This window comes from Oceanobacillus piezotolerans, assembly GCF_003665065.1.
In the GTDB taxonomy this organism is placed as follows: domain Bacteria; phylum Bacillota; class Bacilli; order Bacillales; family Amphibacillaceae; genus Oceanobacillus; species Oceanobacillus piezotolerans.
In genome coordinates, this window is sequence record NZ_RCHR01000002.1 from 406,810 (window position 1) to 420,645 (window position 13,836).

The 13,836-nt window shown below is 36.9% G+C and carries 11 protein-coding genes and 1 pseudogene; 1 reads left to right on the top strand and 11 read right to left on the bottom strand.

Annotation, left to right across the window (positions count from 1 at the left end; translation table 11 throughout):
* Positions 1-224 precede the first annotated feature (224 nt).
* The 4 genes from D8M04_RS06325 to D8M04_RS06340 all read right to left on the bottom strand — a co-directional run bounded on the left by D8M04_RS06325 (position 225) and on the right by D8M04_RS06340 (position 4,625).
* The gene (locus D8M04_RS06325; protein WP_121522064.1) at positions 225-1,562 is read right to left on the bottom strand and encodes an acetyl-CoA carboxylase biotin carboxylase subunit; all 1,338 of its coding nucleotides are present in this window, start codon (positions 1,560-1,562) and stop codon (positions 225-227) included.
* Between the two features lie 164 nt (positions 1,563-1,726).
* The gene (locus D8M04_RS06330; RefSeq protein ID WP_121522065.1) at positions 1,727-2,134 is read right to left on the bottom strand and encodes an acyl-CoA thioesterase; all 408 of its coding nucleotides are present in this window, start codon (positions 2,132-2,134) and stop codon (positions 1,727-1,729) included.
* 25 nt (positions 2,135-2,159) lie between these two features.
* Positions 2,160-3,332, bottom strand: a complete 1,173-nt coding sequence (locus D8M04_RS06335; RefSeq protein WP_121522066.1) for an iron-containing alcohol dehydrogenase — start codon at positions 3,330-3,332, stop codon at positions 2,160-2,162.
* A 96-nt stretch (positions 3,333-3,428) separates the two neighbouring features.
* Positions 3,429-4,625 (bottom strand): iron-containing alcohol dehydrogenase, encoded by a 1,197-nt coding sequence (locus D8M04_RS06340; protein ID WP_121522067.1) that lies wholly within the window; start codon positions 4,623-4,625, stop codon positions 3,429-3,431.
* Positions 4,626-4,784: 159 nt separating this feature from the next.
* Between D8M04_RS06340 and D8M04_RS06345 the strand changes: the two genes are divergently transcribed.
* Positions 4,785-5,558 carry an SDR family NAD(P)-dependent oxidoreductase gene (locus D8M04_RS06345; protein ID WP_121522068.1) on the top strand — a complete coding sequence of 258 codons (774 nt, stop codon included), beginning with the start codon at positions 4,785-4,787 and terminating at the stop codon, positions 5,556-5,558.
* Between the two features lie 84 nt (positions 5,559-5,642).
* Here the strand turns inward: D8M04_RS06345 and D8M04_RS06350 are convergent, their stop codons facing one another.
* The 7 genes and pseudogenes from D8M04_RS06350 to D8M04_RS06380 all read right to left on the bottom strand — a co-directional run bounded on the left by D8M04_RS06350 (position 5,643) and on the right by D8M04_RS06380 (position 13,757).
* A complete protein-coding gene (locus D8M04_RS06350) occupies positions 5,643-6,659 on the bottom strand; it encodes a zinc-binding dehydrogenase (protein WP_121522069.1) in 1,017 nt (338 codons plus the stop codon).
* 27 nt (positions 6,660-6,686) lie between these two features.
* Positions 6,687-6,809 (bottom strand): annotated as a pseudogene (locus tag D8M04_RS06355) (SDR family oxidoreductase); the annotation flags it as partial.
* Positions 6,810-7,073: 264 nt separating this feature from the next.
* A complete protein-coding gene (locus D8M04_RS06360; RefSeq protein WP_121522070.1) occupies positions 7,074-8,204 on the bottom strand; it encodes an acyl-CoA dehydrogenase family protein in 1,131 nt (376 codons plus the stop codon).
* Between the two features lie 425 nt (positions 8,205-8,629).
* A complete protein-coding gene (locus D8M04_RS06365; protein ID WP_121522071.1) occupies positions 8,630-9,811 on the bottom strand; it encodes a serine hydrolase domain-containing protein in 1,182 nt (393 codons plus the stop codon).
* A 30-nt stretch (positions 9,812-9,841) separates the two neighbouring features.
* Positions 9,842-11,461, bottom strand: coding sequence for a flavin-containing monooxygenase (locus D8M04_RS06370; RefSeq protein ID WP_121522072.1), 1,620 nt, complete (start codon positions 11,459-11,461; stop codon positions 9,842-9,844).
* 304 nt (positions 11,462-11,765) lie between these two features.
* The gene (locus D8M04_RS06375; protein ID WP_121522073.1) at positions 11,766-12,065 is read right to left on the bottom strand and encodes an AMP-binding enzyme; all 300 of its coding nucleotides are present in this window, start codon (positions 12,063-12,065) and stop codon (positions 11,766-11,768) included.
* A gap of 69 nt (positions 12,066-12,134) precedes the next feature.
* Positions 12,135-13,757: an acetate--CoA ligase gene (locus D8M04_RS06380; RefSeq protein WP_121522074.1), complete on the bottom strand. Its 1,623-nt coding sequence runs from the start codon at positions 13,755-13,757 to the stop codon at positions 12,135-12,137.
* Positions 13,758-13,836 lie beyond the last annotated feature (79 nt).

Consider the following 13,836-nt stretch of genomic DNA (forward strand, 5'->3'; position numbering starts at 1 on the left):
CGTTTACAATTATTTTAAGGTTTTGAATATTCATTGTCAATTATTATATGGAAAAATTGCGGAGATCTTTAATATAGGGGGATAATAAGTTACTGGTATATGGAGTATGAAACCTCCCATTTAGGAAGGCTTCATATTTCTAGTCTATTTAACCAAGCTAAACAGGAGTTTGGTTAAAAGACGAGTGCCTATGACTTTAAGGATTTCTAGTAGGACTCTAGGTTTCAGGATAAGTATTTTTTCACAAAATCAGTAGTGGTCTCCCCTCGTAGAAATGCAGGGTGTAGGATAGTATTGATTAACATTGGGATATTTGTCTTAATCCCTTTAATTTTATATTCTTTTAGTGCATCTGCCATATACTTAATCGCTTCCTCCCTTGTTTCAGCCTTTACGATAAGTTTTGCAATCATTGGATCATAAAAAGGCGTTACCTGGGAATTACTATGAATCGCTAATTCATGGCGAATGTGAGGTGCTTCAGGTGTTTCTAAGTAGCTGATTTTACCCGGGGACGGGAAAAAAGTTGTCGGATCCTCCGCATAAATCCGCGCTTCTATTGCATGCCCCTTATATGTAACATCAGTTTGTTTAAGGGATAAAGCTTCTCCAGCTGCCACACGAATTTGCTTTTCGACAAGATCTATCCCCGTTATCTCCTCTGTTATCGGATGTTCTACTTGTAAACGTGTGTTCATTTCTAAAAAGAAAAAGTTCTTGTTTTCGTCTACAATAAATTCAATCGTACCAGCATTAGTATAGCCAATGGACCTCGCTGCTTGAACTGCAGCTTCCCCCATTCTAATTCTTGTTTCCTCATCAAGGAATGGAGACGGTGCTTCTTCGATGACTTTTTGATTCCTTCGTTGAATCGAGCATTCTCTCTCCCCTAAGTGGATGATATTGCCATGTTGATCTGCAAGAATTTGAATTTCAATGTGACGCGGATTTCCAATGAATTTTTCAAGATACATGGCGCCGTCTCCAAAGAAGTCCATTGCACGCTTCTGATTTCCTTCAAAAGCCTTCATGAGTTCTTCTTGATTGTTCACTACCTGCATCCCGATCCCACCGCCACCAGATGAGGCTTTTAACATAAGAGGATATCCAATTGCCGCAGCAACTTTGGCTGCTTCCTTGTTATCTTGGAGTGCATAATTTATCCCTGGAACAAGGGGAACATTGGCAGCTTCCATTGTTTTTCTTGCTTCTATTTTACTTCCCATTTGAGCAATAACCGTCCCTGATGGACCTATAAAAATGAGTCCTGCTTCCACGCATGCATTGGAAAAATGTGGATTCTCTGATAATAAACCATAACCCGGATGAACAGCTTCAGCGCGCGACTCTTTTGCAACCTCAATGATCTTTTCGATATTTAAATAACTCTCATTTACCCTTGGCTTGCCAATAAGATATGCTTCGTCCGCATGTGAGACGTGTGGTGCATCCTTATCAGCTTCGGAATAGATTGCGACTGTTTGGATGCCCATTCGCTTACAGGTTCGAATGATTCGGGAAGCGATTTCTCCGCGATTTGCAATTAAAATTTTGTTAAACATGTTATCACTCCTTTTCTACTACTATGATAATCACGTCTACGACTTTGACAGGGACTCGTTTCAAAGATTTTAGTTTCATCTACCGTTCATTCTGCAGTAAACCCAATTTAACCCAATATTTTCATAGATTTTTAGTAAACGATAATGTCACCGGATTCTAGGTATTAAGATTCTATACTATTTAATAGTAAATGTTCTTCCAACTGCACCCTGATTTCTTGGGGTATTGATTCAGATACTTGTTTTTCAACATTATAATTCACATAAACTACCGAACCTTTCACACAGATATTCCCTTCTTGATGAATCTCTTCATATAATTCAAGACTCGAATTGCCTATTCTCTTTACCCAAGTGTATACTTCCACATTTTTTCCAAAGTAGATTTGATTCAAGTAATCAACATTCATATTTAAGATAATCATTTTCCAATGAGCAAAGGAATCATCTGGTGTAAAGAGTTTAAATATTGGATTACGCGCTGCTTCTAACCAAACTGGAATAGTTGTATTATTAATGTGACCAACTCCATCCGTTTCGGATACTCTTGGTTCTATTACTTTTTTATACATCGAACTTCCCCCTATGAGATTATGTCTAATTACTTGTTAATTTGCCCTCATATGCTGATTGGTAGATTTCTCTAATATCACCCTTGTTTAGTATCTTTGGGCTTCGGCTTAACAGTCGCTTCTGCTCGATTCCATTTTCCACTAGTCGCTCGATATCTTTAGCTTCAATATTATATTTACTTAAAGAAGTCGGTAACCCAACATCCTGTATTAAATTCTGTATATGTTTAACAACATCGATAGCAATGTCTCTTTCACTTTTTCCATCTGTTGGGAGGTGCAAAACATTCCCTATCCTAACCATCTTTTTCATACAGGCAGGCCAAATATGATCATATACATAAGGAAGCAGCACAGCATTTGACTCACCATGTGGTATTTTAAACAACCCACCTAATGGATATGCAAGGGCATGAACACCAGCAACCCCTGCGTTAAAAAAGCTTAATCCTGCTAGTAAACTACCTATAGACATCTCCTCTCTTGCTTTCTTATCTCCTCCATTCCATACTGCTGTTCTTATATTTTTTGCTATTTTCTCCATTGCTTCTATTGCTAAAGCATCCGTTAAAGGAGTTGCATTAATGGAAGTATATGCCTCTATTGCATGTGTTAAAGCATCCACTCCGCTTGCTGCCGTTACTCTTGGTGGTAACGTATAAGTGAAAGCAGGATCAACTATGGCATAATCAGCAAGCAAAAACTCATGGGTGAGTATATCTTTAGTATCTTCTAAGGAAAACACAGCAATATCCGTTACTTCAGCACCTGTTCCAGCTGTAGTAGGAATTAGCACTTTTGGCAGGCCTCTCTTTTCTAACTGCTTTTTCCCGGTTAAATTTAAGTAGTCCTCCACTATTTCCTGATTTTCGGCAAGTACGGCTGCTGCTTTTGCCAAATCCAGCGCACTTCCTCCACCAATACCAACAACCAAATCTACGCCACTATTCCTTACCTTCTCTATAATCTTATTCCCAATATGTAGTGACGGCTCTGGAACAACATCTGTACAGATTTCAATCGATACTTGGCTTTTTTTTAATTTTTCTAGAATGTAATCAAGGTGGCCAAGTTCTTGAAGCACCGGGTCTGTCAGTAGGAAGACCTTTTTAGCATTTAGATCTTTAATGATTTTATCTAACCTATCTATTGCTCCTTCACCATGGTAGATTTTTTTTGGAGAGATAAATTGGTTCATTTTCTAACTCCTTTCAAATAAGATTGCTGTACTTATTTGTCTCTAAAACTGTACTAAGCTTTCAAAACAGTTTCTCTATCCCCAATACTTCTTCAATTATCTGACTTTACTTTCATCCGAAAACTGATAATCATAACAACCTTGATAAAGTTCTTCGATTTCTTTTTGGGTAGGTACTCTCGGATTATTTTGCGGACTTCCACTTGCTAAAGCATCTGTTGCCATTTTGCTGGTAACGTTTACAAATAAATCCTTATCAATTCCCCATCCTTTCAAATTAGGAATATTTAAGTCCAAGCATAGTTTCTTCACAGCTATAACTGCCACATTTGCTGCCTCGGTATCAGAGAGATTTGTTGTTTCCGATTCAAAAAATCTTCCCAAATCTGCTAGACGTTCTATACAGGCTTCTTTACTAAATTCAAGTACTGCGGGCAAAAGCATTGCATTTGAAAATCCGTGCGGAACATGGAATAGCGCTCCAATTGGCCTCGACATACCATGAACTAAACACACAGAGGAATTTGAAAAAGCCATCCCAGCTTGCAATGCTCCTAATGACATAGCTTCTCTTGCATTCATATTTTTTCCATCCTCATAGGCAGGCTTTAAATTATGAACGATTAACTCCATCGCGGAAAGTGCCAGCCTGTCTGCCATTGGATGTGCTCTCCTTGAAATATAAGCTTCAATTGCATGACTTAACGCATCCACACCTGTTGCAGCAGTAACAGACTTTGGCGAGGATGCACTCAAAGCTGGATCAACAATTGCCACCTCAGGCATGAATGCCGGTTGTTTAATCATCATCTTGACATCATTTGAGGTATTCGTGATAATCGTTGCGTCTGTGGCTTCAGAGCCTGTGCCAGCTGTGGTAGGGATAGCTATATGTGCGATTGGTTTCCGAGCAGCAATTTTCTTCTCCCCCATATAGTCTCCAATATATCCTCCATTGGTTCCAAGTACAGCAATTGCTTTTGCTGTATCAATGCAGCTTCCACCGCCAAGCGAAATAATCACATCACACTTTTCTTTTTGAAACTTTTCTAAGCCTTGAGCAACGTATTCATCAGTTGGTTCCGACTTCACCCCTAGATAAGCAACGCTTTCAACATCTGCTCTTACAAGATAATCTCTGCATTCACTCACATAACCGAGGTCATTCATTACGTTATCACTGATGATTAGTGCTTTCTTCCCACGAAGTGATGCTTCTTTTCCTACTGTTTTAAATGCTTTTTGGCCGTAGTTTATTGTTTGTGGTGAGCGGAAGGTAGCAAAGTTTTTCATTGGTTTTCACTCCTTGACTATTTTTATTATTGCATATGCGTGTTCCTTCCATTTTAATATATCAGAAAAGTCAAAACTATAGTTTATCTATTTATTTGAAAAATAAGATTACATTCAATATATTGATAATAAGACTAGATTTCAGGGGGAAGGGTAGAGATGGATAAATTTGAAAATAAAGTTGCCATTATAACTGGTGCCGCTTCAGGAATTGGCTATGCAATAACAGAGCAATTTATTAAAGAAGGGGGAACTGTGATTGGTGCGGATATTAATGAAGCAAGCCTTCAAAACCTCAAAGAAATATTTGGTGATTCTTTTATTGGTGTAAAAGCTGATGTAACAAAGGAAGAAGACCATATTAAAATAGTAAAAATGGCAACTGAGAAGTTTAGTAAACTTGATTATGCACTAAATGTTGCCGGTGGAAGTAAACCAGGCACCATTATCGATCAACCAGAAGAAGATTGGAGATTTACAATTGACCTCGTATTAAATAGTGTCTTCTTAGGAATCAAACACCAAGGACAACAAATGAAAAAGCAACATAATGGAGTAATCATAAACATTTCTTCTCTTAATGCCCATGTCCCTATGTATGCTGGTGGTGCATATGCATCCGGAAAAGCAGCAGTAGAAATGTTAACTAAGAACGCTGCTTTAGAACTAGCCCGTTATAATATACGGGTAAATGCTATTTTACCAGGATTAGTTGATACTCCACTCACTAGAAAGTTCAACTCTAAGCCTGAAATAAAAGATGCATTTATGGAAAGAATCCCGATGAATCGTCCAGCTAGTCCAGAAGAAATTGCTGCTCCATCATTATTTCTATTAACAGAAGATGCAAGCTATATTAATGGAACAAGTTTAGTTGTTGATGGGGGCTGGGAAATAACTGGTTATCCGGACTTAAGTAGGTTTAGAAAATAGAAAAACTTAATTTAAATATGGAGGTAAGAGTTTTCAAACCCTCACTTCCATATTTTATTTATTATTATCTAACTTCATATATATTTATGGAATAGAAATAACAATTTTACCAAATGAATTCCCTTTATCCATTTGTTTATGCGCTTCTTCAATTTCTTCAAGAGGATAAACTTTATCTATCACGGGCTTTAATTGTTGCTCTTCATAAAGAGATAGCATACTTGCAAATTCATTTGGTGTACCCATTGTTGACCCAAGAATTTGCATTTGCTTAAAGAAGATTCTAGGCATTACTACGTTTTTCACAGGACCTAAAGTAGCTCCAAAACTAACAATCTTACTAGCTGGTTTGGCAAGGCTGACTAAATCATTAAAAGTATCTCCCCCGATACTATCTATTGAAACATCAGCACCACCAGATAATTCTTTCATTTCCTTCACCCAAGTTTCCGAGCCATAATTAACTCCCCCTACTGCTCCCAATGCAACGGCTTGTTCTATTTTTTTATCACTACTTGATGTAACAAATACCCTAGCACCTTGAGCTACAGCTATTTGGAGAGCAAATGTTGCTACACCCCCGCCAATTCCAGGAATGATAACTGTATCACCTTTTTTCACTTGTCCTTTCGTTACAACAGAACGATACGCTGTTAAACCTCCTAATGGAATAGCCGCTGCTTCTTCAAAAGTAAGATGCTTTGGTTTCAAAAATACATTTTCAGCAGGAACTTTTACATATTGGGCATACGTACCATCATCTGGAACTCCTAATACTCTATGTTCTTTAGATGGATAGTCCGGGTTGTTCCCCCAATAAAGTGCAGAGTTGATAACTACTTCACTACCAAGTTTTAATCCTTCTACTCCTTCTCCTAATTCCTCTATGATTCCTGCTCCATCCGCTCCTGGTATCGAGGGGACTTTAATACCTGGATAAAGCCCGTATCGAATGAAAACATCCCTCCTATTTAGGGCCGCATTCCGAAGACGAATGAGAACTTCTCCCTTATTTGGTCTTGGCGTCACCACTTCTTCCAAATATAATGGAGCCATCTCTTCACCTGGTTTTACTCTATCTTTCAAAACAACAGCTTTCATCGTATTCCTCCTAACTATTTTCTGCTATTAAATAACCGTACCACCATCTACATGTAAGACTGTTCCAGTAATATATTTCGCCTCGTCTGATGCTAAAAAAGCATAGGCATTCACAATATCTTCTGGCTCTTCCAATTGTCCTAGAACTGATTTTCTTTCATGGAATCCTAAACTTGCTTAGGCATTTTCTTTGTTGCCCGATGGCTTCTTTATTCGTTACATCACCAACAAACGTCATTAACTGGCTCAAATTTCTTTTCTTTTATACTTGTTGCAATATCATTCCATTCAGATCGAACGGTACAATATTGCTCATTTTTCTAGGAACTTATAACGGTTAGTAGGCCCCTTCCCTTGGCACCGCCGGTGATGATTGCTGATTAATCTTTTAGACTCATAAGTTTAGTCCCTTTCTTACTTTAAAAGTTGATTTGCAATAATAACCCTCTGTATTTGATTCGTTCCCTCATAGATTTGTGTAATTTTTGCATCACGCATCATTCGTTCTACTGGATAATCTTTGATATATCCGTATCCACCAAGTAATTGAACCGCATTGGTTGTTACTTCCATTGCTGTATCCGATGCAACACATTTTGCCATCGAAGCATAACGAATCACATTTGGATCCTTTCTATCTAGCATTTCTGCTGCTTTTTGAACTAGTAGTCTGGAAGATTCAATTTTCATTGCCATATTTGCAATTTCTGATTGAACCATTTGGAACGTACTTATTGGTCTTCCAAACTGCTTTCTTTCCTTCACATAATTTAAGCAATAGTCAAAAGCCCCCTGTGCAATTCCAGTTGCTTGTGCACCAATCACAGGCCTTGTCTCATTAAATACATTCATTAGGATCTTGAACCCTTCATTTTCTCCTCCTATCAGATTTCCCTTGCCAACTCGTACATTCTCGAGAATTACTTCTCTTGTAACGGATCCTCGAATTCCCATTTTATCTTCTTCTTTTCCAAAGCTGAGACCTGGTGTCCCTTTTTCCACAATAAATAAGGAAATTCCTTTCGTTCGATCCTCCGAAGTACGAGCTACGATTACATATACTTCAGAAAGCCCAGCATTGGTTATAAATATCTTTTGACCATTGATGATGTAGTCATCACCCTCTCGGACAGCCATCGTTTTAGCACTGGAAACATCAGAACCTGCGCCTGGTTCTGTTATTCCAAAAGAACCCAAGATTTTCCCTTCTGCTAGTAGTGGTATGTACTTTTTCTTTTGTTCTTCATTACCAGCAATTAAAAAAGGCGCCATGGCTAATGCTTGTGTTGTATTGATTACGGAAGTCGAGGCACATACTTTGGCGATTTCTTCCACTACGGCTACATGACTAATCATGTCACCTCCAACACCACCGTATTCCTCTGGTACATGGACTCCAAACAGACCATTTTCAGCCATGACTCGAACATTATCCCAAGGGAATTCTCCAGTTCGATCTACTTCCGCTGCTCGTGGTTCGATGTGATCTTTCGCAATTAAACGAGCAACTTTTTGAATCATTTCTTGTTGTTCTGTTAATAGCATGATTATCCACTCCTAAGCATTTTATTTTCCTGATTGTCCAATTAAGTAAAACTAAAAATCCACCCAGTTTTGAATTTTTCCCGGGTGGAGTTACTTCTGAATATAAATTTTTAAACATACTAAATTAAGAATGAGAACGATTACACTATCATTTTAAAAAATAAATACTTAAAAGTCAATTAATTTTGTATACTCTCATTAAGTATAATTTTCGTAACTAGTTCAACTCAATCATTTAATGTAATTACCCCATTTATTTTAGTACATCTAAACCTACTGTTCATTTTTTAATTGGCTTGAAAGAAACATCTTTATTAAGCGCTTCATCATATTCTAGTACTGTTTTTTAAATCCTTCTTTGTTGACACCTTCCATTTTCATTCTATTCCAAAGTATTGCCGTATCTTATTTTAAAACGATTCAGATTAATTATCTTGCATAGATTTCTCATTAATTAACTCATATATTTTTGCTTCAAACTTATCTAATAGATCCAAAACTCTTTGATCTGCAAATGGTAAAAGTTGTGTTAAAATCACTGCAGTAATCCTACTTGTTGGATCTATCCAAAAGAAAGTATTTCCCAAACCAGCCCAAGATAAACTTCCAGCCTTTCTTCTTCCTTTAGCATCTTCTGTCGTTATAAGGAAGCCAAGCCCCCATTTTTTAATCATATCTGGAAAAGCTTCATATTCATTTGCTAAAGTTGGATTAACACTTTTCATCGTTGTTACATTAAATTCTCCAATTTGGTTTTTACACATTTCTTTAACTGTTTCCGTTTCTAGTATTCGCTTTCCATTATATATACCACCATGAAGGATCATCTGCAAAAATGTCGTGTAGTCTCTTGCCGTAGAATACAACCCCCCACCACCCATAAAAAATTCAGGCTCTTGTGGGATTTCGAATGGAATTGGAGCTAATTCATCTACGTTACGTACATGCATACTTACTAGTCGCTCACGTTGTTCAGCTTGAATTACGAAATCCGTATCCGTCATTCCTAATGGTGTAAAAATATATTCTTGAAAATATGTTCTTAAATTCTTTCCCGAAACAGCTTCTATAGCCTTCCCTACCCAATCAATATTAATGCCATATTCCCATTTTTCACCGGGATCAAAGGCAAGTGGAGTCAACAGCGATTCATTTTGCCCTTCTCTCATATCTAAGTTTTTCGCCTTAATATACTTCACCGTATTTTCATTACTGAAATGATACGTAAATCCAGCTGTATGTGTTAATAAGCGACGCAATGTAATTTGCCCTTTAGGATTTCTAAGAATTGGTTCGCCATTGTCATCCGTTCCAACCATTACTTCTGTTTCATTTAGTTCGGGAAGTATTTTATTTAATGGTTGATCCAGAATCAGTTTTCCCTGCTCAACTAATTGCATGGCAGCAACAGAGGTAACTGCTTTCGTCATGGAAGCAATCCAAAAAACCGTGTCCGTAGTCATCATTTCACCATTAGCTACATTCCGCTTTCCAAAAGTTCCTTCATAAATAACCTCATCATCACCTGCTACATAAGCAACAACACCTGGAACATCAGAATCCGCAACTACTTTTGTTAGAAGGTCATCTAGTTTACTAGATTTCATTTATTACTCCTCCTCTAAAAAATTATCCGTTTACATATCTATTTCTCTCGAAGAAGCAGTAAATCCGTTGTATTCATCCATTGCCTTAGATATTTGTTCCTGATACATAAGAAAATCTCCAGCATAACCCAAAATGGTTCGCGGTTTCCCTTCAATATTTGCACCATTAAACCAACTATCAACCTTTGAATAGAAAGACATTTCTCCTATTTCATTTATAAGATTGGTCCAGGATTCTTCTGCTACAGTCGTAGCCTCAATTACATTAACACCTTTTTCTTTAAAGTATGTTAAACAATCGTAAATCCGCTTAACCATTAATTCTGCAATTGGTGGGACGTTAACCCCTAATGGATAATGGCAACCCCCTAGTAAAAACATATTCGGAAATCCATGGTTACATGCTCCAACAAAAGTTTTTAGATTTGCACCATTTTCCCACTTTTCATTCAATAGTAACCCGTTTCTACCACGGATATTCGCATCTCTAATTGGACCAATTCCTACATCAAAGCCACTTGCAAAAATAATTATATCCAGTTCATGTTCCTTTTCCGTCGTTCGTAAACCTCTTTCTGTACCTTCAATAAATGGTGTTTTCTTTAAATTTACTAATGAAACATTATCACGATTATAGGTTTCAAAATAATCAATAGCTACAACAGGACGCTTTCCTCCAATAAGATAATTGGGGAGTAAATTGTCTGCTGTTTCTGGATCGTTAACAATTTCTCTTATCTTCTTTCGTAAAAATTCTGTTAACGTATTATTCGCCTTTTCATTTAACATTAAATCGTTATATGCAAATAAAAATTGAAACCCATTGGCTTCCTCCCAAAGTTGTTCGTAAAATCGATTTCGTTCCTCTGGTGTATCATCAAGTGCAGAATAATTCCTTAATATAGGAAAGGAAGGCATGCCGGTAGGATGCGCCCGAACTCGCTTCCTTAAAGAAGAAAAATTATCCTTTATTTCTTTTATCTCTTTCTCCGTAAGTAAAGGGTTCTTAACAGGTAAAACATACTGTGCTGTGCGTTGAAAAACAGTGACATGAGCTGCCTCATTCGCAGTTTCTATAATGGATTGAACACCACTAGAACCTGTTCCAATAACACCTATTCGTTTTCCTTTCAAATCTACTTTTTCATGCGGCCATCGACTAGTATGATATTTTTCACCCACAAAGTTCTCCAAACCTTTAATATTAGGCGTATGAATGGTACTAAGACCACCAATTGCTGGAAAATAGTATTTAGCTAGGATAGCGCTTTCATTTAAATGGATTCTCCACCTATTTATACTCTCATCATATTCTGCTGATTTAACTCTACTATTAAACTGAATATCGCGGCGAAGATCTAGCTTATCTACTACGTATTTCATATAATCTAATATTTCCGACTGCTCTGGATAAAAAGAGGACCAAATCCAACCTTTGTACAGTTCTTCTGAAAAAGTATAACTATAAAACTCGCTCGGCGTATCACATCGTGCCCCAGGGTAGCGATTCCAATACCAAGTACCACCAACCTCTTCCCCTGCTTCATATAAGCAAACAGAATATCCCCCTTCTCGCAATAAATGAGTCATATATATTCCGTAAAATCCAGCACCTACTACTACGGCATCTAATTCCAGAGTATTGACCATAAAGCCATCCCTCCTATATAAACATATTATGAAATTGGACCATTAATAAGTACAATTACTACTGTTGGAGCACCACAAAGCAGCCCCTTTTCATCAACTACGTTCAAAATTTTTAGAGAGTCTACTTTTCTTAAGCAAGCGGGTTGCTCTTAGTAGCGGTAATTGTCCAAACACTGCCCCAACGATTCGCATGAAACAGTGGTAATGTATGTAAATAAACATCATCATGCTTCACACTATGTAAGTAGTTTAATTAAATTAATTTAGTAGAAATAAAATGGTACGTTTTACATTCCTCTTTATACTAAAACTTTCGTCCACTATTTTCCCAATACGGTTTTCTTAGCACTTTTTTATCAATTTTCCCATATGGAGTAGTAGGTAAAGAATCAATGAACCGAATTTCTTTTGGACATTTATATTTTGAAAGGTTCCTTTTACAATATTCAATTATTTCTTCCTCATTAACATTTTGTTTGGGTTTTAAAACAACCATAGCCATGACCGCTTCGCCCCAATCACTATGTGGAACACCGAAAACTGCTACTTGATTTACCGAAGAATGTTTTTGTATTACATTTTGTACAAAGAGCAGATTATCAATTTCGTTATCTGCTCCTCTATCTTAATTAGAACGCCCCAAATTTTTTTTAAATCTTTGCTTTTAATTCTTTCATTTTTCATACTCTCTTCTCTTTAATAAAGTCCGTTGGATTTTTCCACTTTGCGTTTTAGGTAATTCTTTTAAAAATTCTATTTCTCTTGGATACTGATGTTTAGAAAGTTTATTTTTTACAAATAAGCTCAACTCTTGTTTGAGGTCTTCAGAAGGCTCGTGCATATCATTTAGAACAATAAATGCTTTTACTATTTCTCCCTTTATTCCATCTGGCTTTCCTACTACTGCCGCTTCTAACACAACGGGGTGTTCCATAAGACTTGCCTCCACCTCAGTTGGTCCAATCCTATAACCAGCACTAGAAATAATATCATCAGCACGGCCTTGAAACCAAAAATAACCTTCCTCATCCTGTTTGGCAAGGTCACCTGTTAATAACCATTTACCCAATATCTTTTCTTTTAATTTCTCATCGTTATTCCAATACCCCCCAAAACATGCTTTTTCTCTATTAGTTTCAACTGCTATTTGACCAGTCTCTCCCCTTTTAACAAGGTTACCTTTTTCATCAATTAATACAACCTGATATCCTGGAAGTGGCAATCCCATAGACCCGGGCTTTATCTTCATATCAACAATATTATAGTTGTTCACTATATTACTAGTTTCTGTAGAACCATAATGATCATATATCGCTCTACCAAAGTTTTTCTCAAAAAATTTTACTACCTCACCATCTAATGGCTCACCTGCACTACTAAACTTACTTATTTTTATCCTATACTTTTTTAGTATTACCGTTCTGGCTGCCATCATCATACGATAAGCTGTTGGAGTATATGCAAGGCTTGTAACATGGTATCTCTCAAAAACTTGATATAATTTTTCTACATCGAATCTTCCGTTATAAAGGACAACTCTTGCACCAAATTTTAATGGACCAAGTGTACAAGCAATTAATCCGAACGCCCACCCTAAGTCAGGACCGCCAAAGAAAATATCTTCTTCTTCTATGTGCATAGCATATTTAAAATAAGGATAAATACTGAATAAAGATTTCTGTTTCATGATTGCCCCTTTTGGTAACCCCGTTGTTCCTGATGTATATTGAATAATAGCTGGTTCGTCGCCTAACGTTTTTTCTATTTCATGATTACACGAAAATGAATGTACATACTCCCAAAATGTTTTTCCGTCATCCGTTAGTCCATCAGCTAATAGTACTTCAAATGATATATCTATTCCTTCTAGTTTCCTTTTTTGTTCTTCATTTGTTAATAGTAGTTTTACTCCACAATCTTTTATCCGGTGTAATATTGCATCCGGACCAAAAGCAGTAAATAATGGGACATATACTGCACCAATTTTCCAAGTGGCAATAAACATAATAACTAGTTCCATCTCTTTTCCTAATAGCCCTGCTATACGGTCTCCTTTTTTAATTCCCATTGATTTCATAGCATTAGCCATTCGATCAGATTCTTCTTTTAATTTCTTATAGGTCCACTCTTCTCTTTCACCTGATATATCTTCCCATTGGATTGCAACTCGGTTTGGATCTTTTGCCCAACGGTCACAAATCTCATAAGCAATATTAAATACTCCATTTGGGTTTCCAGAAAACTCCTTCTCTGCTTCATTCCATGAGAATTGTTTTATAAGTTCTTCATATTTCACTTTTAACCTCTCCTTTGAAAATGAATTGGAGATACTGCCGAAATAATAAATACATCAAATAATTTTGAGATGATGGAGA

What these genes read in the sequence shown, in the direction of transcription:
- D8M04_RS06365 (WP_121522071.1), bottom strand. Translation starts at nt 9,811, where the DNA reads ATGAAATCTAGTAAACTAGATGACCTTCTAACAAAAGTAGTTGCGGAT.
- D8M04_RS06345 (WP_121522068.1), top strand. Translation starts at nt 4,785, where the DNA reads ATGGATAAATTTGAAAATAAAGTTGCCATTATAACTGGTGCCGCTTCA.
- D8M04_RS06340 (WP_121522067.1), bottom strand. Translation starts at nt 4,625, where the DNA reads ATGAAAAACTTTGCTACCTTCCGCTCACCACAAACAATAAACTACGGC.
- D8M04_RS06330 (WP_121522065.1), bottom strand. Translation starts at nt 2,134, where the DNA reads ATGTATAAAAAAGTAATAGAACCAAGAGTATCCGAAACGGATGGAGTT.
- D8M04_RS06360 (WP_121522070.1), bottom strand. Translation starts at nt 8,204, where the DNA reads ATGCTATTAACAGAACAACAAGAAATGATTCAAAAAGTTGCTCGTTTA.
- D8M04_RS06335 (WP_121522066.1), bottom strand. Translation starts at nt 3,332, where the DNA reads ATGAACCAATTTATCTCTCCAAAAAAAATCTACCATGGTGAAGGAGCA.
- D8M04_RS06370 (WP_121522072.1), bottom strand. Translation starts at nt 11,461, where the DNA reads ATGGTCAATACTCTGGAATTAGATGCCGTAGTAGTAGGTGCTGGATTT.
- D8M04_RS06350 (WP_121522069.1), bottom strand. Translation starts at nt 6,659, where the DNA reads ATGAAAGCTGTTGTTTTGAAAGATAGAGTAAAACCAGGTGAAGAGATG.
- D8M04_RS06325 (WP_121522064.1), bottom strand. Translation starts at nt 1,562, where the DNA reads ATGTTTAACAAAATTTTAATTGCAAATCGCGGAGAAATCGCTTCCCGA.